At 69.4% G+C, this 23,676-nt stretch carries 26 protein-coding genes and 1 pseudogene; 13 read left to right on the forward strand and 14 right to left on the reverse strand.

Annotation, left to right across the window (positions count from 1 at the left end; all coding sequences use genetic code 11):
• Positions 1 to 46 precede the first annotated feature (46 nt).
• Positions 47 to 709, reverse strand: a complete 663-nt coding sequence (locus tag I0C86_RS15090; protein ID WP_196201846.1) for a hypothetical protein — start codon at positions 707 to 709, stop codon at positions 47 to 49.
• A 296-nt stretch (positions 710 to 1,005) separates the two neighbouring features.
• Positions 1,006 to 1,509, reverse strand: coding sequence for a nuclear transport factor 2 family protein (locus I0C86_RS15095; protein WP_196201847.1), 504 nt, complete (start codon positions 1,507 to 1,509; stop codon positions 1,006 to 1,008).
• A 449-nt stretch (positions 1,510 to 1,958) separates the two neighbouring features.
• On the opposite strand from I0C86_RS15095, the gene I0C86_RS15100 reads away from it, so the two are divergent.
• Both I0C86_RS15100 and I0C86_RS15105 read left to right on the forward strand, forming a co-directional pair.
• The gene (locus tag I0C86_RS15100) at positions 1,959 to 3,749 is read left to right on the forward strand and encodes a S8 family serine peptidase (protein ID WP_196201848.1); all 1,791 of its coding nucleotides are present in this window, start codon (positions 1,959 to 1,961) and stop codon (positions 3,747 to 3,749) included.
• 167 nt (positions 3,750 to 3,916) lie between these two features.
• Positions 3,917 to 4,336 carry a hypothetical protein gene (locus I0C86_RS15105; RefSeq protein WP_196201849.1) on the forward strand — a complete coding sequence of 140 codons (420 nt, stop codon included), beginning with the start codon at positions 3,917 to 3,919 and terminating at the stop codon, positions 4,334 to 4,336.
• Here I0C86_RS15105 and I0C86_RS15110 read toward each other — a convergent pair.
• Complete coding sequence (locus I0C86_RS15110) at positions 4,282 to 4,920, reverse strand: S26 family signal peptidase (protein ID WP_196201850.1); 639 nt, start codon at positions 4,918 to 4,920, stop codon at positions 4,282 to 4,284. The two genes, I0C86_RS15105 and I0C86_RS15110, sit on opposite strands and share 55 nt — an antisense overlap.
• Positions 4,921 to 5,306: 386 nt before the next feature.
• On the reverse strand, positions 5,307 to 6,251 hold the full coding sequence (locus I0C86_RS15115; RefSeq protein ID WP_196201851.1) for a hypothetical protein: 945 nt from the start codon (positions 6,249 to 6,251) through the stop codon (positions 5,307 to 5,309).
• A 698-nt stretch (positions 6,252 to 6,949) separates the two neighbouring features.
• Between I0C86_RS15115 and I0C86_RS15120 the strand changes: the two genes are divergently transcribed.
• The gene (locus I0C86_RS15120; RefSeq protein WP_196201852.1) at positions 6,950 to 7,612 is read left to right on the forward strand and encodes a hypothetical protein; all 663 of its coding nucleotides are present in this window, start codon (positions 6,950 to 6,952) and stop codon (positions 7,610 to 7,612) included.
• A gap of 435 nt (positions 7,613 to 8,047) precedes the next feature.
• Here the strand turns inward: I0C86_RS15120 and I0C86_RS15125 are convergent, their stop codons facing one another.
• Positions 8,048 to 8,500, reverse strand: coding sequence for a VOC family protein (locus tag I0C86_RS15125; RefSeq protein WP_196201853.1), 453 nt, complete (start codon positions 8,498 to 8,500; stop codon positions 8,048 to 8,050).
• A gap of 197 nt (positions 8,501 to 8,697) precedes the next feature.
• Between I0C86_RS15125 and I0C86_RS15130 the strand changes: the two genes are divergently transcribed.
• The 5 genes from I0C86_RS15130 (at position 8,698) to I0C86_RS15150 (ending at position 12,512) form a co-directional block, all read left to right on the forward strand.
• The gene (locus I0C86_RS15130; protein WP_196201854.1) at positions 8,698 to 9,549 is read left to right on the forward strand and encodes an LLM class flavin-dependent oxidoreductase; all 852 of its coding nucleotides are present in this window, start codon (positions 8,698 to 8,700) and stop codon (positions 9,547 to 9,549) included.
• Complete coding sequence (locus I0C86_RS15135) at positions 9,546 to 9,971, forward strand: nucleoside deaminase (protein ID WP_196201855.1); 426 nt, start codon at positions 9,546 to 9,548, stop codon at positions 9,969 to 9,971. The genes I0C86_RS15130 and I0C86_RS15135 overlap by 4 nt, the downstream gene beginning before the upstream one ends.
• 261 nt (positions 9,972 to 10,232) lie before the next feature.
• Positions 10,233 to 10,649, forward strand: a complete 417-nt coding sequence (locus I0C86_RS15140; RefSeq protein ID WP_196201856.1) for a YciI family protein — start codon at positions 10,233 to 10,235, stop codon at positions 10,647 to 10,649.
• A complete protein-coding gene (locus tag I0C86_RS15145; RefSeq protein WP_196201857.1) occupies positions 10,649 to 11,863 on the forward strand; it encodes an RNA polymerase sigma factor in 1,215 nt (404 codons plus the stop codon). Before I0C86_RS15140 ends, I0C86_RS15145 begins: the two co-directional genes overlap by 1 nt.
• Before the next feature lie 115 nt (positions 11,864 to 11,978).
• Positions 11,979 to 12,512 carry a hypothetical protein gene (locus I0C86_RS15150; protein WP_196201858.1) on the forward strand — a complete coding sequence of 178 codons (534 nt, stop codon included), beginning with the start codon at positions 11,979 to 11,981 and terminating at the stop codon, positions 12,510 to 12,512.
• A gap of 57 nt (positions 12,513 to 12,569) precedes the next feature.
• On the opposite strand, the gene I0C86_RS15155 is transcribed toward I0C86_RS15150, so the two are convergent.
• The 4 genes from I0C86_RS15155 to I0C86_RS15170 all read right to left on the reverse strand — a co-directional run bounded on the left by I0C86_RS15155 (position 12,570) and on the right by I0C86_RS15170 (position 16,739).
• Entirely contained in the window at positions 12,570 to 13,685 is a 1,116-nt protein-coding gene (locus I0C86_RS15155; RefSeq protein ID WP_196201859.1) for a MerR family transcriptional regulator, read from the reverse strand.
• A gap of 95 nt (positions 13,686 to 13,780) precedes the next feature.
• Complete coding sequence (locus I0C86_RS15160; protein WP_196201860.1) at positions 13,781 to 14,425, reverse strand: response regulator; 645 nt, start codon at positions 14,423 to 14,425, stop codon at positions 13,781 to 13,783.
• Between the two features lie 48 nt (positions 14,426 to 14,473).
• The gene (locus tag I0C86_RS15165) at positions 14,474 to 15,583 is read right to left on the reverse strand and encodes a sensor histidine kinase (RefSeq protein ID WP_196201861.1); all 1,110 of its coding nucleotides are present in this window, start codon (positions 15,581 to 15,583) and stop codon (positions 14,474 to 14,476) included.
• Between the two features lie 13 nt (positions 15,584 to 15,596).
• Positions 15,597 to 16,739 carry an alpha/beta hydrolase gene (locus tag I0C86_RS15170; RefSeq protein WP_196201862.1) on the reverse strand — a complete coding sequence of 381 codons (1,143 nt, stop codon included), beginning with the start codon at positions 16,737 to 16,739 and terminating at the stop codon, positions 15,597 to 15,599.
• 251 nt (positions 16,740 to 16,990) lie between these two features.
• Here I0C86_RS15170 and I0C86_RS15175 point away from each other — a divergent pair, with 251 nt between their 5' ends.
• A complete protein-coding gene (locus I0C86_RS15175; RefSeq protein WP_196201863.1) occupies positions 16,991 to 17,998 on the forward strand; it encodes a hypothetical protein in 1,008 nt (335 codons plus the stop codon).
• On the opposite strand, the gene I0C86_RS15180 is transcribed toward I0C86_RS15175, so the two are convergent.
• Positions 17,935 to 18,531 carry a hypothetical protein gene (locus tag I0C86_RS15180; protein WP_196201864.1) on the reverse strand — a complete coding sequence of 199 codons (597 nt, stop codon included), beginning with the start codon at positions 18,529 to 18,531 and terminating at the stop codon, positions 17,935 to 17,937. The genes I0C86_RS15175 and I0C86_RS15180 overlap by 64 nt on opposite strands.
• A gap of 172 nt (positions 18,532 to 18,703) precedes the next feature.
• Complete coding sequence (locus I0C86_RS45470; protein WP_196201894.1) at positions 18,704 to 19,429, reverse strand: TetR/AcrR family transcriptional regulator; 726 nt, start codon at positions 19,427 to 19,429, stop codon at positions 18,704 to 18,706.
• Between the two features lie 30 nt (positions 19,430 to 19,459).
• Here I0C86_RS45470 and I0C86_RS45475 point away from each other — a divergent pair.
• Both I0C86_RS45475 and I0C86_RS45035 read left to right on the forward strand, forming a co-directional pair.
• Positions 19,460 to 19,975, forward strand: a pseudogene (locus I0C86_RS45475) (FAD-dependent oxidoreductase); the annotation flags it as partial.
• An 83-nt stretch (positions 19,976 to 20,058) separates the two neighbouring features.
• Complete coding sequence (locus tag I0C86_RS45035) at positions 20,059 to 20,583, forward strand: FAD-dependent oxidoreductase (protein ID WP_323373644.1); 525 nt, start codon at positions 20,059 to 20,061, stop codon at positions 20,581 to 20,583.
• A gap of 54 nt (positions 20,584 to 20,637) precedes the next feature.
• On the opposite strand, the gene I0C86_RS15200 is transcribed toward I0C86_RS45035, so the two are convergent.
• Positions 20,638 to 21,090 carry a GNAT family N-acetyltransferase gene (locus I0C86_RS15200; RefSeq protein WP_196201865.1) on the reverse strand — a complete coding sequence of 151 codons (453 nt, stop codon included), beginning with the start codon at positions 21,088 to 21,090 and terminating at the stop codon, positions 20,638 to 20,640.
• Between the two features lie 131 nt (positions 21,091 to 21,221).
• On the opposite strand from I0C86_RS15200, the gene I0C86_RS15205 reads away from it, so the two are divergent.
• The gene (locus I0C86_RS15205) at positions 21,222 to 21,578 is read left to right on the forward strand and encodes a PadR family transcriptional regulator (RefSeq protein ID WP_196201866.1); all 357 of its coding nucleotides are present in this window, start codon (positions 21,222 to 21,224) and stop codon (positions 21,576 to 21,578) included.
• Between the two features lie 2 nt (positions 21,579 to 21,580).
• The gene (locus I0C86_RS15210) at positions 21,581 to 22,057 is read left to right on the forward strand and encodes a hypothetical protein (RefSeq protein WP_196201867.1); all 477 of its coding nucleotides are present in this window, start codon (positions 21,581 to 21,583) and stop codon (positions 22,055 to 22,057) included.
• A 33-nt stretch (positions 22,058 to 22,090) separates the two neighbouring features.
• Here I0C86_RS15210 and I0C86_RS15215 read toward each other — a convergent pair whose 3' ends face one another.
• Positions 22,091 to 22,471, reverse strand: coding sequence for a hypothetical protein (locus I0C86_RS15215; protein ID WP_230394180.1), 381 nt, complete (start codon positions 22,469 to 22,471; stop codon positions 22,091 to 22,093).
• Entirely contained in the window at positions 22,468 to 23,667 is a 1,200-nt protein-coding gene (locus tag I0C86_RS15220; protein WP_196201868.1) for an RNA polymerase sigma factor, read from the reverse strand. The genes I0C86_RS15215 and I0C86_RS15220 overlap by 4 nt, the downstream gene beginning before the upstream one ends.
• Positions 23,668 to 23,676 lie beyond the last annotated feature (9 nt).

Below are 23,676 nucleotides of genomic sequence, written 5' to 3' on the forward strand. Positions count from 1 at the left end.
CCGAGGATGCATCGGCGCCCTCTGCGATGTCCGGCTGAGTGACAGGTCAGTTCTGATTCACCGGCCACACCGCTGCCGGGTCGCACCGGGCCGGGCAGGCCAGGAGATAGACCTCGTTGCCCAGGAACATGCCGTACTCGGCGGCGCTGAACGAGTCGATCTGCGGCTCTGCCTCAGGTCGCTTGGGGAAGCCGACGTTTTCCGGGACCTGGCAGAGGAACGCCAGTTCGGTGCCGCACGCGCAGCGGTAGTTCTCCGGACCCTGGATCCATGCCGGCAGCCCGCCCACCTTGAACGCCGAGGCGCCGTTGCCATGCCTGTCGCTGACCTCCTCGGCACGCTCGAGTGTCAGCCGGAGCGGCTGCAGGTGGGGGTCGGCCGAGGCGGCCCTGACTCCGGCGCGTTGTCGGAGGATTCGCCAGAACGACATCTTGTTCGGGGGCGGCGGTTGATCCCAGTACAGTGCTGGGAGCTGCCGGTCCCGGGGCGGGAAGCATGCCTCGTTGTGCCGTGGGCATTGGAACGCCAGCAGATGGTCGCCGCCAAAGGTGGGGACGTCGAGCGGGATGTCGAGCTGGAAGAAGAGCGCCATCTGGGTGCCGCACCGGCAGGCCGGCCAGGTCTGGCCCGGATCCAGGATCGGCCATCCACCGATGGTGTTTCGATCGCCGGCTACGGCCGGCGTCGAGGTGATCTCGATCAAATACATCCGGCGACGATACCCGCGCGCGGTTGGGCGGTCCGCCGGCAAACCATCCCCGCAGGACCTGGCCCGGCACGCGGATCGTCCGCCCATCGCCGGATCCGTGCGCCGAGCCGACGATCGGTTCGTTACGCACCGCGGCACCCGGTCGCGGCCAGATCCGGGTGCCGGATCCGGTGCACGCCGCTACCTGAAGTCCGGCCCCGAGCGCGTTCGACGGATCATGGTGACCTGCGGTCGTGTCCGCTCGAAGCCGGCCGGTGCTCGGAGTGACGGTAACCGTTGCCCGGTAACGGTTTCAACTACCGTCGGTTCGGGTCGGCGAGTGGAACGACGCGCTTCTCGCCGGTGCGGGTCAGCATTACGAGCGGGGCGCTGGCCGCGCCGATCAGGCGTGCCAGGAGAGGTTGTTGCCGTCGCTTGAGCATGGCCGGTCCGATCGCCGCCATGACGGCAGTGACGCCGGGCAACGGCCTTCCGAACAGGGTCAGTTCTTCGATCAGCCCGTCGTCGTTGAATCGAAGCAACTGGGCCTCTTCGAAGTCCTCGCGGCCGCAGCGTCCGTTGAAGAACAGGGCCCGGGCCGATCCGTCGCCGAGTTCGGTGTGATAGCGGATCGTGTCGATGACCTCGAAGGCGGCGATGAGCATATCGCGGGCCTGGTCGCGGCCCTGGAACCGAAACCGTGCCGTCAGCGGCGAGATGACTTGTACGTCCTCGGCCAGGCAGGCGGCCGCGAGCTCGACGTCGTGTGACTCGCCAGCAGTGCGCCACGATGCGGTCGTCGTGTCGACACGGTTGCCCATTGGTCAGGCTCTCCTCTGTCTGTCGCCGGCTCTGGGTCATGCGGTCGTGGTCCTGATCGTGGCTGAGGCCCCTGGACGAACCCAGGGCGCCGGCCTCGATCCATGTGTCGCGCGCTTCCGAGGCGAGTGGATGTGGCGCCGGAGCAGTCTTGCCTGCGGCGACGAGTTGGAAGACGGAGACGGGATGAGAAGGGCCGCTCGGGTTCCGCTGCTGGTACACCGGCAGGATAGCGCGTCGCCCGGTACGCGTGTCCGTTGAGGACCTTTCGGTCGACGCCTGCTGCCGGGTGCTGGACGTCTCCGGTTCGGCTACACCCCACCCGGGAGGGCAAGGCTTACGGCGCCCTGGTTCTGGGCACCGGAGGCGTCTCCGTGGCCATTTGGCAACATGGTGATCGTCACAGTACGCAGGGACCCCGCCACTCAACGGTCACCATGCACAGTGATGGATGCATGGTCCATCGATCAGGGTGGGCGCCACGCCGGACGGAGTCCACCAGGTCGGGGTCGCACCAGGTGCGAAGTGGATCGCGGCCCGAGCCTGCGGAGCGGTCCTCTGCGATTACAACGCGCTGGTGGCGGCTGGCCAGTGGATGCTCGCCCCAACCGACGAGTTGGGCGAGAACCCCCGCCCCGACCTGGCGCCGGACGTCGTCAACAACTCCTGGGGCTGGGACCCCGAGGATGGACCGCAGTGGTACAGCCCGATCGTCGAGTCGTGGGTGTCGGCCGGCATCTTTCCGGTATTCGCCAGCGGCAACTCGGGGACCACGCCGTGCGGGTCGACCGGCTCCCCAGCCCAGGACCTCTCCGCGTACGGCGTCGGCGCGTTCGACTCCGACAACGTCATCGCCGACTTCTCCTCGAGCGGCCCTGGGGAGAACGGCGACATCAAGCCGAACATCGCCGCCCCCGGGGTGGCGGTCACCTCGGCGTACGGTGACGGGTACGAGTCCCTCGGAGGCACCTCGATGGCCACCCCGCACGTGGCCGGCGCGGTCGCGCTGATCTGGGCCGCCCGCCCACATCTGGAGGGCAACGTCGCGGCGACCAGGAACCTGCTGGACAACGGCGCCATCGACGTCAACGACACCACCTGCGGCGGCAGCGCCGACGACAACAACGTCTGGGGCGAGGGGCGGCTCGACGTGTACGCCTCGATCGTCGCCGGCCCTTCCGTCCCGACCGGCACGCTCACCGCGCACGCGATCGACCAGAGCAGCACGGCCGACCTGGGCGACGTTCAGCTCACGCTGACCGGCCCGGTGAACAAGACGCTGACCACCGGTGCCGACGGCGACCTCGACTGGCAGCCGGCGGCCACCGGGACGTACACCTGGCAGGCCCGCAGGTTCGGATACCAGCCGCGCAGCGGCACGGTCACGGTGACCGCGGGTGGCACCGCATCCCTGAACCTGAGCATGGTGCGGTTGCCGAGGTACACCATCCAGGGCACGGTGACGGTCGGCGGGCAGCCCGACCCCGCCGCGCTGGTACGCCTGGTCGACGTCGCGGTCTCCGCGGTGACCGACGTCAACGGGCACTATTCGGTGACGGTGCCGGCGGGCAGCTATCGGCTGTACACCGAGCCATCGTCGCGGTGCGCCGCACCGACCACCGCCGACCTGACCGTCACCTCGTCGGATGTCACCCGGAACTTTCCGCTCGCCCAGCGGCAGGACGCCTTCGGCCACACCTGCCGGCGGATCGCGCCCGGCTACCAGGCCGGCAGTACCCTGCTGCCGATCAGCACGACCGGGCAGAAGGCCCAGGTGACCCTGCCGTTCCCGCTACTGCTCTATGGTCAGAGCTACACCTCGGCCTGGATCAGCACCAGCGGCGCGATCCAGCTCCTGCCCACCTGGACATACGACTTCTTCAACAACAGCATCCCGAGCTCGAGCCGTCCGAACGGTGCGTTCTATCCGTTCTGGGACGGCCTGGACGTCGACGCGGCGGCGGGGGTGTACATCTCGGCCAGCTCAACCACGTTCGTGGTCGAGTGGCGCAATGTCACCTTCTCCGCCGCGCCCGGCGAGCGGATCTCGGTGAGTGCGGTGTTCAGTCCGATCGGGACCGTCGAGTACCACTACAAGGATCTGGTCGGCGGCTCGGACGCCACCGGCGGCAGGGCGACCGTTGGTCTGGAGAACGCCACCGGCACGGACGCACTGGAGTACACCTTCAACAGTCGGTCGATCCGGACGGGCCTGAGCATCCGGATCAGCCCGCCCGCCTGACAGCAGGCTGACCCGACCGCCCACCCACACGGTCGGGTCAGCCTGTCCGCCGCGCCGAGGGGTGCGGGGTACTGAACAGGCGCGCGGCGTTTCTCGGGGTCTAGAAGATCTCAGGACCCTTGATGGCAATGACTGGTTCTTCTACCTCCCACTGGGGTGGTGCTCGGATGGACCACCACTTCGCCGTCGTCGACGACGAGCACGACGTCAAGGACCCGGTCACCGTCGTCCGGGTGTCCGAGCGCACCGGTGTCACCGAGTTCCACGACGAGGCCGACTGGGTCGAGAAGAAGTCGGCCAGGACCGCCGCCAGCCAGGTCGTCCCGGCCGAGCGACTCACCCCTGGTGGTCGGCACCGGATCGAACGGGCTCGGCTCGGCGCCCGCCGGCAGGATCAGGTCGGGCCCGGGTCGCCCGGTGGCCATCGCGTCGAGCCGGGTGGTGTGCTCGCGCGGCCGCCGGATGACGCCGTACGTGAAGGTGTGGTTCGTGTCGGCGGCAGGTCCAGACAGGACAGCGGATTGGCACCGACTCAGATCCGGCGCAGCACGACGCCGAGGAGTCGGTCGGCGGTCACGTATCCGTAGTGGCGTGAGTCGTAGCTCGCCGATGCGTTGTCACCGAGCGCGACCAGGCAGTCCGGGGGAACGACGTCGTCGTCCAGGACGGCCAGTGCCGGCCCGGCGTCACGTGGCACGGGATCCCCCGCGACCGCGACCGCCCGCTTGACCAGCCATCCCTCCGACGACTGCGACAGCTTGTGGCCGGGCACACCCGGGCGCCACGGTCTTCTCGGTCCCCGGGCCGGCATCGGCGATGGCGGCATCGGCCCGCCTGATGGCATCGATGTCGACCCGCCGGTTGGCGTCGGCCCGTACGGTGGCGTCGGCCCGTCCGCTGGCACCGGCCCGTGCGGTGACAGCGGCGGTGGTCCGTGCGGCGACTCCGGTGCTTCCGCGAAGACCACGAGGTCGCCGGCACGAAGTCGCGCGGCCTCTCGGCGGCGGATCAGGACGCGGTCGCCCTCCCGCAACGTCGGCTCCATGCTGGGGCCGCGCACGGTCACCACCACGAACCGTCGACGGAGTACCACGAGGCCGATGGTCGTCACCACCACGACCACGACCCCCACCACGACGGCGAGCACGGCTGGCCACGCCCCGTCCACCATGGGGCACCACTGTAGCGACAGATGCGCCGCAGGCGCCCGCACCGGACCCGTCGGCAAGTGTCGACCCCTCAACCGTGGACTCGCCCGATGATGACCCGAGCCGGCGCCCGGTGGCCCGGGGGTGGTGCGCTGTTCGTGGCTGGCTGGTGCGCCGCTCTTGGCTGGCTGGTGCGCCGGCCCGGGTTGGGCGAACCCGGGCAACCTCCGGATCAACGGTGCGTCGACCCGGTTTCCCCACCCGGCGTTCCGCGCGTACCGCCGGCCCGGCCGACCGATCCGGCGGCTTCCTGGGAGCGCGCGACAGCGCCTACAAAACCTGCGGCCGGACGTGGGACTCGCTGTGGCTCAGCGAATGAGCCACAGCGAGGCTGCCCCGTTGACGTGCGCTACGCGGCGACGTAGCCGTTGAACACGTGGACCCCGTCGTGCGCACCGCTCGAGTTCGCCCGGTTCGTGCTGAAGTACAGCTTGCCGTCGCTGATTCCTACGCCTTCGATCTCGAACTTGACCGAGTATGCCGAGGACGTGATGCGGAAGGAGAGGTCAGTGGCCGCGGGCGCGGTCCCCGTCGTCGTCGGCAACACATTCCGGTAGACAAGCACGATGCTGCGGTTGTCCTTGGTCAGCGGGTAGTAGAGAACCCTCTTGGCCTCGTCGTAGAAGAATCCCTGGTTGGCAAAGGTCCCCAGGTCTGGCACCGTTGCACCGTTGACCAGGGCGCCTTCGACCTGCAGGTTGAACGCCTGCGTCAGGTTGATGGTCCCGGAGGCGGCGCGCAGCGGGAGAGTGCCGTTGTAGATCGTCCTGCCACTCTTGAACATGAACGCGATCGCAGTGCTGGTGACCGAGACTCGATCAACCCCGGACGGCGTCGATACGGCCCCGTTGAGCCGCAGCTGGTAGGACCCGGCGTGGTAGTAGGTGGTGCCGTCGTAGCGAAGCCTCACGAGCTGCGCGCCGCTCGCGTTCATGGTGACGATGAACATGTGGTGCTGCCCATCGATGTCGACGATCGTCATGTCGTTCCCGTGCCCGAGCCAGGTGTTGGTCGACGTGTTGTTCGTGCCGTTCTTCATCACCACTCGCGCACCGGTGGTCTTGTGGACGCGGTATATGACGGAGACGTCGTCGTAATTGGTGTGGTTCTTGATCGAGTAGAGGTAGGTGGTTCCGGCGGCGAAGCCTTGCACCCCGGTGCAGCAGCTCGTGTCTGGCGTGCTGGCGATGTCGCTGTACGTGTTGTAATAGGCAGCCTGAGCTGCGTGTCCAGACAGGACCAGGAAGCCAAGGACCATCGCGACCAGAATCGTCAGCCGTCTACCAAATCGCATGTTGTCCTCCCCGAATTTGACGACCCGGGCCGAGTGCCTCGGAGATCGTCGGGTGCAGGTTATTGCGTGATGGTAGGGCGGTCAAGGCGCCGACGAGACTCAGGGAAGTGCTCGGTCAAAGACGCTTGGACCTCGACGAGGTTTCCCCAGGTGCATTTCGAAAACCGGAAGCGGCATGCGCCCCGTCGTGGTCGTGGTCGTCGGTCGGATCGAACCGGCCGCGAAGCCACGTCCGGTCCACAGTTTCGAGGGCATCAGCCAAGTCCAGCACGTCGCGGACGCCGACGTATACGACGTAGGTCCCGTCATGCAGATGCCGCCCGCCGAGCACGATCAACCGATCACGCAGGCCATCGCCGACGCCGTCCGGCGTCCCGAACCCCCGTACGTAGCCGCGCTGCGTCGCCTGCGGATCGGCGTGACCAGCCCGTTCCGCCCAGCGCCAGGAGGTCTCGCGTCCACGCCCGACAGATCGGCAGGTACGACACCGGAAGCAGAATCAGGTAGGGCGGCCCTGCATCACCGTCGTCACCAGCTGCGACGAACGTCAGCACGGACGGAGCGGTACGAGCGTGCGTCAGCGCCCGCCTACGTGACTCGGCCCTGTCGATCGATCATCATGTCAGCCATCATGCAACGGTCCGTACTGCCTATCGTGCGTGGCATACACGTGCGACGCTTCGTGGAAGGGAACCGCAGTGGGCTACGAGACCACCTTCACCGGCCAGGTGACGATCACTCCTCCGCTCAACCGGCACGAGATCGACTACCTGCTGGCGTTCGCCGAGACCAGGCACGAGCCTCGGTCCACCGGCCCCTACGCGCTCGGCTACGGCGACGAGATCGAGAACGCCGGCGATCCGGATCCGAGCAAGCCCGGGTACTGGTGCAAGTGGGCGCCGACCGCCGACGGCACCGCGATCGCCTGGAACGGAAATGAGAAGTTCTACCAGGCCGATCTCTGGATGGGGTACCTGGTACACACGTTCCTGAAGCCGGACGCCACCGTCGCGCGGGAGCGGGTCGACCCGGCGCCGGGCCGGATATATCCGCCCGCGCTGGACGGGTTTACTTTCGACCACGTCGTCGACGGCGTCATCAAGGCCGAGGGGGAGTGGCCCGACGACCGGTGGCGCATCGAGGTGCGCGCTAACGCCGTCTACGTGGTCCGTCTGCTGACCGAACCGGACTTCGCCGAGTACCCCCGCACCCACCGCGACGACTGGACCGACGAGCAGCGGGCCGACTTCGCCGCGCGGACCCGGCACAATTTCGTGTACCTGGTGCGGGGCGGGCGGTTGCACGAGGTGGGCCCGGCGGACGGGACGTCGTTCGATCCGATCACGGCCGACGCGGACTGAGCGCCGGCAGATTCAGCGGCGCACAACCCACGCCGGCCACGGCCGGTACGTACCGTCGGCCTGCACCGCCTCGATTACCATCGAGCGATGAACGATGAGGTCTGAGCCCGCTCCGCAGACCCCGCTGGCCAATGTCTTCACATTGGGCGTTCGTGATCTGGGGCGGCAGCGCGATTTCTACCGTGCCCTCGGATTTTCGCAGGTTGTCGACGATGCCGACTTCGCCGCCTTCCCGCTGTACGGAGCAGTCCCAGCGTTGTTCCCGGCGGCGAAGCTCGCTGCCGAATGGTGTGGGCTGAACCAGACAATGCCATCGTGGCGGCGGCGTACCGAGCTGCGCGTCTCGCGCCGCCCGTCGGACAGTAGGCCGACCAGCCGGGCCAGAGCCCGCGCCATGAGGCGATACGCGAACCTGCATTTGAAGGCTGGGCCCGATCAACGTGGGAACGAGCCCAGGGGTGACCTGTCGCCCACGGACCAGTTGTGACCGAACGGGTCGGTGAAGCCACCTTGACGGTGCGTCCCCCAGGGCACGCGGTGATCCTCGATTGCCGCTCTGGCGACTGCGCCGGCCGCGACGGCGCGCTCGATGAAGGTGTCGGGGTCATCGACGAACACCTCGATGCGGGTGCTCGTGACCCCCGCCTGGCCGGGATTGGTCTCTGTAGGGTTCTTGGGATTGACCTCATGCAGGAAGAAGGGGGCGCTGCTGATCTCAAGGCCGGCCACACCCCCAAGGTTCCACAGTTCCGTCGCGCCCAGTGCAGTCGAGTACCAGGCGGCTGCGGCGTCCGCATCGGAGACGATCAACATCACAGAGATCGCCGCCGGTGCGACGGGCACCGTGTCGCCGGACAGAGCGGATCGATCCTTCGGTTCCTCGGTCATGTCCACAGCATGCCGGACATCACCAGCAGCATCTCCCGAGTCTCGCCGACGGCCGTCTCCACCAGCACCAAGGGGAACAGATCGCGAAACGTCACCGCCATCCAACTCCTCGCCGCCAGCCGTCTCACGGGTAAGACGAGAAAAGGTGGCGAACAAGGCGTTCCCAAGCTGGATCAAGGCTGACTAGCCTGGGACCCGTGCAGCTTGGCGTGAACGTACCGAACTTCGCCCCGGGTACCGACCCGGACATGCTGCGACAGTGGGCGCAGACACTCGAGGGTCTCGGCTTCGACCTGCTGATGGTCTCCGACCACATCGCGGTGACCCCGGACGTGGCCGAGCAGTATCCGGCACCGTTCTACGAGCCGTTCACCACGCTGTCCTGGCTGGCCGGGCTGACCCGCCGGGTCCGGCTGGGCACCACGGTGCTCATCGTCCCGTACCGGCATCCGCTGCTCACCGCCCGGATGGCGGCGAACCTCAATCGGCTCAGCGGCGGCCGACTCGTCCTCGGCGTCGGTGTCGGCTGGGCCCGGCAGGAGTTCGAGGCGCTCGGCGTGCCGTTCCGGCGGCGCGGCGCGCTGACCGACGAGTACCTGCAGACGATGCGCGACGCCTGGCGGAACAGCGACGACTACGACACGGCGGCGATCCCGATCTGGGTCGGCGGCAACAGCGACGCCGGCATCCGTCGTGCCGTGCTGCTCGGTGACGCCTGGCACCCGCTGCGGCTCACGCCCGGATGGCTGGCCAAGGCGGCCGGGCGGCTGAAGGCCACCGCCGACGAACTGGGTCGGCCGGTGCCCGCGTTGATGCCGCGTATCGCACTGCGGGAGACCCGTGAACCGGTCACCGACCCGGAGCGGCTTGCCGGGGTCGGCACCATCGACCAGATCATCGCCGACCTCGACCAGATCCGTCTGCTCGGCGCCGAGACGGTGGTGCTCGACCCGTTCAATGGTGACCCGACCGAGATCCGCCAGCCCGAACGCGCCTGGCAGACCCTTGCCGCCCTGGCCGCGTACCACAGATCCCAGGAGGACGGATGACTCCCGACGACGAGAAGTTCCTCCGCCGTGCCGTGGAACTCGCCAGCCAGGCCGGGGCGTCCGGCGAGCGGCCGTTCGCCTCGTTGCTGGTCGGCGCGGACGGCGCCGTCCTGATCGAGGCCCACAACACCGTGGTCTCCGACTCGGACATCTCCGCTCACCCGGAGCTGAAGCTGGCCCGCTGGGCCGCTCGGGAACTCGTACCCGACGTGGCAGCCAGCACCACCATGTTCACCAGTTGCCAGCCCTGCCCGATGTGCGCGACCGCGATCGCCCGGTCCGGCCTCGGCCGGGTGGTGTACGCCCTGTCAGCCGAACAGTTCGAGCAGGTCAAGCCGGCCACCCCGCCGCTACTCCCGGTGCGGTACGAGGGACCGGCGCTGTTCGACGAGGCCCGCCAGCCGATCGACAACTATTACTAGAGTTCACCGGACGGACTTCGGTCGCCGTCCCGGACTGCCTGCCGCAACCCCGACGCCGGACCGGACTGGCCCTGTCCCGAGGGCGCTGGACGGTCCACGGCCGGTCGGGGTCGGTCATGACGCCGGGAAGATGTGTACGTAGCGGCCGCCGGTTGGGCTGCGGTGGAAGATTGTCCCGGGCCGTGTCGATCCGGGGGCCGATCGTTCGACGTGGGGGTGCGAGGGCCGAGCGACGGCCCCCTGCCGGATGAGGAGAACGCGATGCCGCAGTACATGCTGATCATGCGGGGTACCGACGAGACGAACGCGGCCATGATGGCCGACATCGACGAGATGATGGCCGCGACCCGCCTGTTCATCGAGGAGACGGCCAGGGCCGGCGTCTACGTCGCGGCCGAAGGGCTGGACGATCCGGGCCAGGGTGTCGTGGTGCACTTCAGCGGCGAGGCCCCGGTGGTCACCGACGGGCCGTACGGAGAGACCAAGGAACTGTTCGGGGGCTACTTCCTGCTCGATGTCGCCTCGAAGCAGGAGGCGGTCGAGTGGGCCAAGCGGGTCCCGGCGGTCCCCGGATCCAAGATCGAGATCCGGCGGGTGCCCGGGGAGGACGAGGTCCCGCAGGACAGCGGGAAGTTCGTCAAGGAAGGGCGCTTACGCGAGAGCAACGGCCAGATCTGATGGGTACGGCCGACGTCGAGGCCGTCTGGCGGATCGAGTCGGCGCGGATCGTCGCCGCGCTGACCCGGTTCACCGGCGATTTCGGGCTGGCCGAGGATGCGGCCCAGGAAGCGGTTGCCGAGGCGCTGGTGTCGTGGCCGCTTGCCTCTCCGGCCAATCCGGGCGGCTGGCTGATGGCCACGGCCCGGCGGCGGGCGATCGACGCGATCCGCCGCCGGACCGCCCTCCAGGACCGGTACGCCCTGCTGGCGGCCGAGCCGGTGGTCGACGAGGAGATCGACCCCGACAGGATCGACGACGACGTCCTGGCGCTGATGTTCGTCAGCTGCCACCCGGTGCTCTCCCCGGAGGCCCGGGTGGCGCTGACCCTGCGCGTGGTCGGCGGCCTGTCCAGCGAGGAGATCGCCCACGCGTTCCTCGTACCCGTGCCGACCGTGCAGGCTCGGATCACCCGGGCCAAGAAGACGATCGCGGCGGCCGGGGTGCCGTTCGAACTGCCGCCGGCCGGCGAGCGCGGGGAGCGGCTGGGCGGCGTGCTCAGCGTCCTCTACGTGATCTTCACCGAGGGGTCGACGGCCACATCGGGCGACCGGCTGCTGCGCCCCGACGTCGCGTACGAGGCGATCCGGCTGGCCCGCACGCTGGCCGCGCTACAGCCGGACGAGCCCGAGGTGCACGGCCTGCTCGCACTGTGCGAACTGACGGCCGCGCGCTTCCCGGCCCGGACCGGCCCGGACGGTTCGCCGATCCTGCTCGAGCACCAGGACCGGCGGCGGTGGGACTTCTCGGCGATCCGCCGTGGGCTGGCCGCGCTGGCCAGGGCATCGACTCGCGGCCTCGGCCCCTACGGCCTGCAGGCCGCGATCGCCGCCGCCCACGCTTCGGCGCCGTCGGTCGAGGCGACCGACTGGGACCGGATCGTGGTGCTCTACGAGGCGCTCGGTCGGATTGCGCCCTCACCGGTGGTCGAGCTCAACCGGGCCGTCGCCGTGGCGATGGCCTCCGGCCCGGCGCAAGCCCTGGCCATGGTGGACGAGCTGATCGCCTCGGACCGGCTCGCCAATTCGTACCTGGTTCCGACCGTACGCGGCGAGCTGCTGGCCCGGCTCGGACGGCGACCCGAAGCGCGCGCCGAGCTGGAGCTGGCGGCCCGGCTGTGCGCCAACCAGCGCGAGCGCTCTGTGCTGCTGCGCAAGGCGGCGGCGCTGAGCTGACTTCCCCCGGGCTCGGCCGGCCGGGATTCGAGCGCGGCGCCCGATCGGTGGCCGAGCGGAATCCTCGAAACGTTCCACTCGTTTCGGTCCGGGTGTCGATCGGGTAGGTGAGGGCATGGATCGCAACGTGGTCAAGGTGCTGCTCGCCGCTTGGGAACGACCTGACTTCCAGGCTGGCCTGCGGCATCTGATCGACCTTGACGAGGTGACGTCCCTGCTCGCCGCCCTGGCCGTCGACGATCACGACGACGAGGTACGGCGCCGGACGATGGAGCTCCTGCGGTCGGCGCTGGAGACGGCGGAGATCCGCGGTGCGGTCCTGCTGTTGATAGAGACCGACGACATCCGGCACAGCCTCACCGCCGCGATCTCGGACAACCTCGCCGACCGCCCGGGTCTCGCGTCGTCGATCCGGTCCGCTCTGGACGATCCCGACGTCCGCGCGGAGATCCGCGACGCCCTCGAGTCCCAGGGGATGCGGACCCTGGTGTGGAAGGTGGCGGAGGACGAGTTCCGCGGGCACCGGCTGACGCTGGTCAGGGAGGCAACGGTGCTGCTCCTGCGGCACCGTCCCGCCCGACGCCTGGTCTGGGCGCTGCGGCGGCACGGCGTCATCCGGGAGTTGCGCCGCAGGCCGGCGGCCACCTGATCGCGCAGGGCGACCGCCGGCGTCCAGCTCCGTGGCGGCGTACCCGCGCACGGTGGTTCAGGCGACGAGAAGACGGAGGCCGAGTTCTGCCGCGTCGAGGGCGGCGAGTTCGCTGTTGCGCTCGGCCCACCGGCCCGAGGCAAGATCTTCGTGGAGGGTGCTTACCGCCCGCTGCTCGGCCTCCGGCCCGACTCTGGTCCAGACCGATACCGCGCGGCGTACGTGTTCGTCCAGGTACGCCTCGGGTCGGCGCCAGTAGGCCTCGAGGAAGCCGTCGGCGCAGTCCCACGGGATGAGCACCGGCTCCATCCGGGCCCCGATCGCGCGGGCCAACTGGTCCACCGAGGGCCGGCCGGCGACCAGACCGGCGACCTCGGGCAGGTAGTCGCGGGTGAGCCAGAACCGGTGACGCCAGCCGGTGTCACTGGCGTCGTGTGTGAACACCACCACGCGTCGGGCCACCCGCCGCATCTCGCGCAGCCCGGCGATCGGGTCGTGCCAGTGGTGAACGGTGCTGAACGCCACCGCGGCGTCGAACGACTGGTCCTCGAACGGGAGGCTCTCCGCAGTGGCGGCCACGCACGGCGCCGCGCCCGGGGGACGCTGTGCCCGCATGACCGCCGACGGCTCCACCGCCGTGACATCGCGATCGGGAGGCTCGTACGAGCCGGTGCCGGCTCCGACGTTCAACACCGTCCGCGCGTCGCCCAGCGCCTCCCAGACCCGCGCCGCGATCCGCGGCTCGGTGCGCCGCGTCGCCGGGTAAGCGGATCCGATGGCTTCGTACAGTTCCGCGCCGAACATCTTCAGTTGTTCCTCCGGCGTCATCCTGATCCCCATCGCCCGTGCCTCCAGTTCCCTGTCTATGGCTGTCACCATGGCGGCAGCGCGGTCACGCTGTTCCAGCAGCAGGCCGCGCAGCCGGTGCAGATGTGCGACCGCGTCGATGCTCGGGTCGTCGACCAGATCCGCGATCTCGCGCAACGCGAAACCCAGCCGCCGGTAGGCGAGCACCTCCCGCAGCCGCTCCACGTCGCCCGCGGAGTAGGCCCGGTACCCGGCCGCGGTCCGCGCGGACGGCCGCACGAGGCCGATCTCGTCATAGTGATGCAGTGTGCGGACGCTCACGCCAGCCAACTCGGCCACGCGTCCCACGGCCAGATGCTCTGCCACACCGCCGACAATGCGGCATCACGCCACGTGAGGGTCAAGGGCACGGGCGCCGCCTCGGTCAGGACGCCGGTTCGGGATCGCTGCCCGGTCGTCGGCTACAGCCGGGACACCAGCCCGGACTCCCACGCCCAGGCGACGACGCCGACCCGGGTGAGGTTGCCGAGCTTCATGGACAGATGGGCCACGTGCGTCTTGGCGGTACCTGGTGAGATACGCAGTTCCACGGCGATCTCGTCGTTGCTCAGTCCCCGCGCCACGAGTTGGGCGACTTCCCGCTCGCGCGGGGTCAGCGGCGGACTCGGCTGGCGTACCGTCCGGTCGGTCCTCAGCCGTTCCAGCAGGCGGACGGTGACTTCGGGGCTGACCAGGGCATTGCCCGCCAGCGCGGCCCGGACGGCCTCGACGAGCAGCCCGGGCGCGGACGCCTTCAGGAGAAAGCCGCTGGCGCCGTCGCGCAACGCCCGAGCGACGTACTCGTCCTCGTTGAAGGTCGTCACCACGATGACCCTGGTGGGCAGGTCGGGCGCGTTGGCGACGCGTCGGGTGAGTTCCAGCCCGTCTGTTCCCGGCATTCTGATGTCGGTGAGAAGCACCGCCGGGCGGAGATGGCGGACCAGCTCCCATGCGCTGTCGCCGTCGCGGGCCTCACCCACGACGGTGAGGTCGGGTTGTGCGGACAGCACCATACGGAAGCCGTGCCGCACCATGTCGTGGTCGTCCGCGACGACGATGCTGGTCATGAATCCTCCCACCGGGGACCCGGCGACGGGTCGAGGGGCGGCATCGGCTCAGTCTATGGGCAGCATCGCGCGGACCCGCCACGAGCCATTGTCGGCGCTGGCGCCCATCGTCCCGTCGAGCGCCTCCACCCGGGCCCGGAGGTGTACCAGGCCCGTTCCCGGGCGGGTGTTCCGCGTTCGCGTCGCGGCGTCGGCCAGGTTGTTCGACACGACGACCTCGAGCTGTCCGGCCTGCCGGGTCGCCGAGACCCGCACCTGGCAGCCCGGGTGCGCGTGCCGGACCACGTTCGTGAGAGCCTCGGATATCACCCGATGTGCCGTGGCCTGTATCGCGGCCGGAACCTCCTCCGGCCGTTCCACCGCCACGGTCAGCTCGACCGGAAACGGACAGGCGGCAACGAGGTCCGGTACGTCTGCGAGGCCGTACTGCGGGATCGTACCGTCGGTGCCCTGACGCATGAGCCGGATGCTGCGGTCGAGGCGGCGCAGTGCCCGGGTCGCGGCCAGCTCGATCTGCGCGATGGATGCCACGTCGTCGTGTCGTCCGGTGATCCGCGCCGACTGCGCGGCGACCGCGATGCCGGCGATGTCGTGCGCCACGTAGTCGTGGAGATCCGTCGCGAGCGCCCGGCTCTGCGCGAGTCGCGCCTGCTCGACGGCGGCGACCCGGGCATGGTCCAGCCCACGCAGATAGCGACCGAGCAGGATTCCGGACAGCACCGTGGCGGCGCCCAGCAGCCCCAGGAAAATCTGTTCCACGACGGCTGCGTCCGGCAGAAGTCGGATCCCGACTGCGGCGCCGGGGGTCAGCAGGAGCCATCCGCTGCGCCGGCCGGTCCGGTCGGCGCAGCGAGCCAGCGTGACGCCGAGGGCTGTCAGCCCGCCGACATCGACCGTGGTCCACAGCAGCAGCTTGTCCGAGTCGGCGCCGGCATCGACGAAGCCGTAATCGAGAGATTGCCAGGCCCAGAGACTTCCGCTCATCGAGGCGGCGGCCGCCGCCAGGCCCAGCGGTGCGCGGGCGAGTCGGAGGAACGAGGATGCCAGTGCCGCGGCGACCACCACGATCCAGGCGGACAACCGCAGCACGCCGGGCTGGCCGTACCAGGGTGCCAGGGCCGTGACCAGGCCAGCGGCCACCCACGGGAGCCGGGTCATGCCGGTGAGCATTTCACGGTACGACCAGGTCGAGGGTCACGCCCGGTTCCATGGCGAACGTGCCGGCCGGCGCACCGCGAAGTTGGATGTCGAAGAAGCGGACAAGAGCCTGTCTCGCCGTACGTTGCGCCAACGGCTGCGCGTCGCCGATGTCCCGCCGTACGACCGGATTCGTCTGCGGGTAGCGCTGGGCTATCTGCGCCAGCACCGCACCGTCGTCGGTGAACGAACGCGCCGTCGCGCCGGGTACGGTCACGCTCGCCAGCCAGCCTCGTGGCCGATCACGTCGCTGCCCATCCTGCTGGCCGTCGACGACGAGCAGCGGCGGTACGCCCGGTGCGCGACCGGTCATGGCCGGAGTGGCGGCCACCGCCGCGAGGGCGGACACGTCGGGCAGATCGGCGAGGCGGGTCAGGTGTTCGCTGTCCGACCCCACCCAGCCGAACAGGCCGAGGCGCCGCTGGTCCATCACGTCGCTCAACTCCCGGTCGAGGGTGGGAAGACCCGCCACCACGTACCCGATGTCGGCGATCCTGGTCGAGTCGGCCTCGGCGCGGCCCACCACCACGGTGGCCTGGGGAGATCGGATCACCCGCCGGGTGGGATAGATCTCGACCACCGGCGAGTCGTACGGATGATCGAGCGTGACGACGACGTAACCGCGGCTCGCCAGCTCCTCCGCGAGACCCGTGTACGCCGTGCGCATCACACCAGGTGGCGCCGAGCAGATCAGGACGGGGAACGATCCGTCCGCCGGCGGCGCCCACTCGTGTGAAGCGGTACGGAACATCCAGTTCACCTCGTCGGGCCGTAAACCGAGGCGCCGCTCTTCGGTAGGCGCCCACGCCAGGCTGCCGAGTTCCGTCATGGCGGACGCCACGGCGTAGTGCGCCAACGGCGCGGACCCGGCGTCCGCCGGATAACGCACGTCGAGCATCAGCGTCCGCTCGGTGTCCGGCCGCCATGGGTCGCGACGGTCGCGGTCCACGAGCAGCGTTCGTCGCACACCCACGTCGTACGGGCCGCTCGGGGCCGGCAGGGCGGGACTGAACGTGTCCTTCCAGCCACCGGTGTCGCCGCGGTGCGGCAGCACGAGCATGGCGACCCCTGCCGTGAGGAGCGCCAGGAACGCCGATGTCAGCTGTCGCCTTCGCATGCGTTCGTGCTGCCGGGAAACCATGCCTTCATGCTGCCGGGAGACTCAGGGCCCCGGCATCACCGTGGGGGCGCAGACGCGGCACCCGAGCGCCTTCCAGATCGTCCACCAGGCAGACGCCGGGGGTGCCCGCCATACTCGACACTGCCGACATGACAGCCTCGACAGAATCGGAAACGCGGCCCGGCCGCTCTTCCTGGCGGCGGTGGGCGGCAGCTGCGGCGAGCGGATGGTCCTGGTTCCTCGTTGCGATGGGCGTGTTCTGGTGGGCCGGTGGGGCCGGATACCCGTTCGGGCGCAACGACGTGACCGGGCCGGACTACTCCGCACTGCTGACCGGCATGGAGCGCGGTACGGGTGGTCCCGTCGTCGTCGGCTTCGGCGCGGCGGCACTCGTCGTGGCCGTGCGGCTCGACACCCGCGACCAGCGGCCACGGCGACGGGGACTGGTGATCAGCGGCGGCGTGGGTGTCGTCCTGACCCTGGTCTGCGTCGTACTCGACGGTCGGATGATCATGTTGCTGCCGCCGCTCGGCCTGGTCCCGATCAACTGGCTCCGGGCGGACTGGCCGACGTTGTTCCAGGCCGTCGTGGCGCTCGGTGCGACGCTGTTCATCCTGGCGGGCGTGGCCTACGCGGCGCGTACCCGCGATCGAGGTTCGGAAGCCGCGCGGCGGCGGGAGCGCGTATCGTCCGGGTGGATCCGGGTCGGTCGAGTGGCGACGTTCGTCGCGATGCTGTGCCCGCTGCCGTACGCGGTGATCCGCCTGGCCTGGTCCCGGGGCTGGGCGCTCGGGGCGCCGGAGCCGTTCGTCGCCTCGCTCCTGCGCAACCAGCCCGAGAACGTGTACATCGAGCCGATCCTGGCATCGTTCGCACTCGGCGGTGTCGTACTGACGTCTGGACTGTTGCGCCCGTGGGGCAGGGTCTTCCCGCGCTGGATCCCGGTGCTTCGCGGCCTGACCGTGCCGATGTGGTTTCCCCTCCTGCTCGGCGGCTGCGCCGTGGTGGGCATCTTCGGGTTCGGCCGTGGACAGTTGCTGGGCCAACTGGGCGTGCACCTGCCGGGTCAGCTGGACACCTTCCAACTGTGGGGCCAATCGATATCCGACCCGGCGTACTGGGGTGCCGGCGGCCTCGGATGGTTCTTCTTTCCGCTCTGGTCGATCTCGTTGGCGGTCGCACTCACCGGCTACTACTTCGGTCGCGTCGCGCCAGCGGCGGCGGAAGACCGGGCGGCTCGGCGCCGCCGGTGGTAGTGAACGGTCAAGATGGCGAGCAGTGGTCCCCAGGCGGCCAGCGGCAGGTAGGCGACCCAGAACGCGACGCTCTGCCAGCCCTCGGTGAACGACGTGAGCGGACTGCCATTGACCATCCGGCCAGAGGCGATCATGGCCAGTGCGTACGGGAAAATCAGCAGGGCGGTCGCACCGAGGCCGGCGGGGATGACGGCGGCGAGGGGCGGTACCCGGCGGCCGCGCAGGCCAGGGATCCACCTGGGCCACACCTCGCCCCACTCGCACACCAGCCCGAGAGCGAGGAACGCCAGCACCTCGCTGATCAGGCTGAGCGCAAGGATGTACCACATCCCTTCGAACAGGACCGGACCGTGGCCGGGCAGCGGAGCGTCGAAACGCTTGACGAGCGGAGCGTCGAGGACGAAGGCGGTGATCCGCCAGATGGCGGAGGGCAGCGTGGTCAGGGCGGCGGCGTATGCGGCGACCATGGCCCAACGGGGCACGCCCACCGCCGTCCGGCCGTGCAGCTTCCTCAGGACGGTGGCAGCGGTCATCGGCAGATCTCCTCGTCGAGACACCGACCAGCGGGGAGGGTGCTGTTACGCCAGCGGGCCGGTGGAAACAGGGGTTGCTGACTCAATGTCGCAGCCACGTGGAGTCCACGCCTCCCCCTCGGGAGGGGACGGGGTAACCCGCGCGAGGGTAGAGGGGGGTCGGGACCTTGGGTCACGTGTGGGGATGGTTGGTGATGCCGTCCAGGATGGTGGTCAGGTTGTGGTGGAAGGTTTCCTCGGCGTTGAGGTGGGCGCCGTCGATGACGAGCCGGGCGACGGTGGGATAGCGGCCTGTCTCGAGCATGCGGGTGAGGTAGGGGCCGAGGCTGGCCTGCCAGGCGGTTACGTCGGTGCCGGTGGAACGGGCGGTACGTCGCTCGGTGACCTCTCTGCGGAGCGCTCCGACGATGAAGGCGTTGAGGGCGCCCAGGGCCCGCTGGAGATCGTCGATGCCGCGCACGTCAGGAGCCTGGCTGAGCGCCGCCGCGGTCGATTCGCCCACGGCGAGCGCGTGGGGTCCCAGGTGTGGCCTTCCGCCGAGCAGGTCGGAGAACCACTCGTGCTCAAGGGCGGCCTCACGGGTCCGGTGAACGATGGCCAGGACCGTTGCGCGCCACCCGGAGTGCTGGCCGGCCTCGGCGATCTGGGAATAGACGGCGTCGACCATCAGATCTAGCAGTTCAGACCTGTTGATCACGTAGTCGTAGAGCCGCATCGGACCGACGCCGAGCTCTTTGGCGATCTTGCGAACCGAGAGTCCGTCGAGACCGTGCGCGTCCGCCAGCCGGATCGCCGTGGCGGCGATCTTCGCGCGGCTCAACGGCACCGGCGCCGCTCGCGGCGCCGGCTCGGGCCGTTCCCAAACGGGCAGAACTTCGCTACCGTACGGCGTATCCATGAGGTACAGCGTACGGTAAAGGAGATGGGGATGCGAATCGCGATCATCGGTGGCGGACTCGGCGGCCTGACCCTGGCGCGGATCCTGCGCCGGCGCGGCATCGAAGCGGTGGTGTACGAACGCGAGGCGAACCGATCCGCGCGACCGCAGGGCGGATCGCTCGACCTGCACCCGGAATCCGGGCAACGTGCCCTGGCCGAGGCGGGTCTCGCCGGCCGGTTCCGGTCCGAGGCGCGGCCCGAGGGCGAGGAACATCGCATCCTCGACCCGGCCGGACGCACCCTCGTGCACCACAAGCCGCAACCCGGCTCGTTCTCCGGACGTCCCGAGATCGACCGCAGCGCACTGCGCGATCTTCTGCTCGACTCCCTGCCCGGTGACGCGGTCGCCTGGCAGCACCGGCTCGTCGCGGCGACACCACGACCCGACGGGGGCTTCGGGCTGACGTTTCACGGTGGCCACGGAGCCGACTGCGACGTCCTCATCGGCGCGGACGGCGCCCGCTCGGTCGTCCGGCCGCTGCTGACCGACGTGGAGCTGTCCTATGTGGCGACCCTGGTGGAGCTGAGCATCAGCGACGCCGACCGGCGCCATCCGGATCTCGCCGAACTGGTCGGCCCCGGGAACCTGTGGTGCATCGGCGTGAACCGGATCCTCGCAGCGCAACGCCTCGCCGACGGCAGCATCCGAGTCGGGATCTCACGCGCGCGGAAGATCGCGACATCGACGCATACCGTGGTAAGCGTGTCCTGCTGGAGATGTTCGACGGCTGGGCTCCAACCCTCACCGCACTCATCGAAGCCGGCGACAGCACGCCGACGCCGCGCAGGATCGAAGCGATGCCCACCGGTCCACGCTGGGTCAACCGGCCGGGCATCACCCTCATCGGTGACGCCGCGCACCTCATGCCGCCGGTTGGCGAGGGTGCCAATCAGGCCATGCTCGACGCCGCCGAACTCGCCGGCGTGCTCGCCGCCAACCCCGCCGACCCGGACTCGGCGATCCGGGCGTACGAAGAGGCGATGTTCACCAGGATCCACCCGATCGCCGAAATGTCCGCACGGGTCCAGGCGATGATGCTGTCCCCAACCGCAGCGGACGACATCGTCCGCTTCTTCACGGCGCGGCCCAGCGAACCGGCAGCCGCCAGTTGAACACGCGCTGCTCTCTCCGCCCTGATGGTCGGGCGCCGTGTCGGCAGGAGACGGCTACACCTGGACGACCGCGAGACCCTTGACGAAGCGTGCCTTGGACGCACATCGGTCCTCGTACCCGAGTCGTTGGTAGAACTCGTGCGTTCTCGTTCGGTATCGGCTGCTGGTGACCTCCATCTGGATGCAGCCTGCGGCACGCGCCCGCTCTTCGGCGGCCGTGACCAGCGACTGACCGACGCCCCGACCCCGGTACCGGTCGTCGACGACCAGCGCGAGCAGGCGTCCGAGCTTCCCGGTCACCTCAAGCATCGGCAGGATGTGCAGTGCCGCGACGCCGATCAGATCGCCGTCGTCGTGGGCGCCGACGAGCCAGCTCGAGGGATCGTCCAGCCAGTAGTCGAGGCGTTCGTGCACGGCCGTCTCGGTGGTCGGATACCCGAGCTGCCCCAGCAGGTCGGAAAGTCGTGGCACGTCCTGCCGCTGGATCGGTCGCAGTCGTACGGCCATGCCGGGCATTCTGCCATTTCCTCGTGTCCCGCCCGACCTGGCAACCGACTGAAGCCAACGTGCGGCTGCGTCGCGAAGATCGATCGGAGGCGCGGCTTGACCTATATCCGTCGCGGATATAGTTTGGGTTCATGGCAAGCACCAAATCAGGTGGGCCCCTCACCCCGGCGGTGCTCCACATCCTGCTCGCGCTCTCGACGCAGGAACGTCACGGCTACGGGATCATGAAACAGGTCGAGTCCGACTCCCGGGGCAAAGTCAGGATGGGGCCAGGAACGCTCTACGGCTCGATCCGCCGAATGAGCGAAGCGGGCCTGATCCGCGAGAGCGACAAGAAGATCGATCCGAACCTCGACGACGAACGCCGCGTCTACTACGGCATCACCGCGCTCGGTCAACAGACCCTCGCGGCGGAGTTGCAGCGTTACCGCCAGGTCGTCGCGGTCGCCCACGAGCGGTCCCTTCTACCCAAGGTAGTGGGTATCTGACAATGGACGGACAGGCACGATACCGGCGCTGGTACCGGAGGCTGCTCGGTCTCTATCCGAGGCCGTACCGCGAACGCTTCGCCGACAGCATGGAGCAGACGTTCACCGACATCTGCCGTGAACGGGCCGAAACCGAGGGCCGTGGGCATGGCGGCTTCATTCTCTGGATCTTCATCGAAACGTTCGCGGGCATCGTCCGGGAACGCGCGACAGACCTTGCGAGGTTGACTATGGCCAGGAACGCAACCAACGTCTTCAGGATCGTCAAGTACCTCGCGCTCGCCGCCGGCGGCCTGATGGTGGCGGGGATCGCCACGGTCATGGTGCTGGCCCGCGGAACCGGCGAAGACATCACGGGTGTCGTGGCGCCGGCGTTGCTGTTCACACTTCTCTCGGTCGTGGCCGCCATCGTCGCGGCCGTCCTTCAGGGCGCGAGCCATCGCCGCGGGCGCAAGGCGGGCGACGATCTGGCCGGCTGACGCCGCACCGGTTCTTTGGCCGGGACGCCGGCTTCAGACATGCAGGGTCGGCCGGTAGACGAGCTCCGCCTTGAGTCGGGCCACGACATCGACGGCGTCACCTGTCACGACGGTCGCGTCCGGCCAGTCGAGGGGTCCTTCCAGCGTGCTCGACAGCACCGTCGCCGGAAGGTTCCTCATCCGGGTGACCCAGGCGTCACGGACCTCCGACTCCTCGGTGCTCGCGGCCAGCATCCCCGCGAACAACCGGTACGTGTCTGCCCCGAAGACCATGCGCTGCTCCTCGCCGTACCGGCCGAGGCGGTGCTCGAGCAGCTCGGGGCCCTGCTTACCCCAGTAACCACCCCAGTTCCCGCTGGTGGTGCCGAACCCGTCCAGGCTGGAGAAGACGTCGAAGGTGTAGGTGGCGGTCAAGATGGTCTCCTTGTGCGGGTGAGTTCGGCACGACGGGTATGCAGGAACGCACGCTCGGTCTCGTTGGTGGCCAGCGCCATGGCCTGGTCGTACGCGGCTCGGGCCGCTGCGTCGCGTCCGAGCCGGACCAGCAGTTCGGCCCGGGTGGCGGGCAGCCGGTGGTAGCCCGGGAGATCGAGGTCCGCCAACGCGGCGAGGGCCACCGCCGGTCCGTGCACCTCGGCGACGGCGACCGCACGGTTGAGCGCGACGATCGGGGTCGGCGTGAGCGCGAGGAGCTGGTCGTAGAGTGCCAGGACCTGCGTCCAGTCGGTGGCGGCGCCGTCGGTGTGCACCGCGCTGATCGCGGCCTGGATCTGGTACGGGCCGGGCCGGTTGCGCCGCAGGCAACGGCGGACCAGATCGTGTCCCTCGGCGATGAGGCTCCGGTTCCACAACGACCGGTCCTGGTCGGGCAGCAGCACCAGTTTGCCGGTCGGGTCGAGCCGGGCCGGGCGGCGTGCCTCGGTCAGCAGCAGCAGGGCGAGCAGGCCGAGGACCTCCGGCTCGTCGGGCATCAACGCGGCGAGTTCCCGGGCGAGCCGGATCGCCTCGGTGCACAGGTCCGCGTCGATCAGCGGTCCGGCGGTGGACGTGTAGCCCTCGTTGAACATCAGGTAGAGCACGGTGAGCACGGGCGGCAGCCGGTCCGGCAACTCGTGCTCTGCGGGTACCCGGTAGGGGATGCCGGCGTCGCGGATCTTCTTCTTGGCGCGCACGATCCGCTGGGCGACGGTCGCCTCCGACGTCAGGTAGGCCCGGGCGATCTCCGGTACTTCGAGGCCGCCGAGCAGGCGGAGGGTGAGGGCGGTCCGCGCGTCCGGCGCGAGCGCCGGATGGCAGCAGGTGAAGATGAGTCGGAGCTGGTCGTCTTTCACCGGTCCCACCTCCTGGGGCTCGTCCTGTTGGTTCAGCAGCAGGGCCTGGGCGTGCCGGGCCTCGCGGGTCGACTCCCGGCGGAGCCGGTCGACGGCCCGGTTGCGTGCGGTGGTCACGATCCATGCGCCCGGGTTCGGCGGCGGGGTCTGCCACTTCTGCAGGGCCGTGGTGAAGGCGTCCTGGACCGCCTCCTCGGCGAGGTTGATGTCACCGAGGAGGCGGGCCAGGGTGGCGACACAGCGGCCGTACTCCGCGCGGTAGATGTCCGTCAGGTCCATGTCGGGTGA

The organism is Plantactinospora alkalitolerans, from assembly GCF_015690345.1.
Taxonomy (GTDB): Bacteria; Actinomycetota; Actinomycetes; order Mycobacteriales; family Micromonosporaceae; genus Plantactinospora; species Plantactinospora alkalitolerans.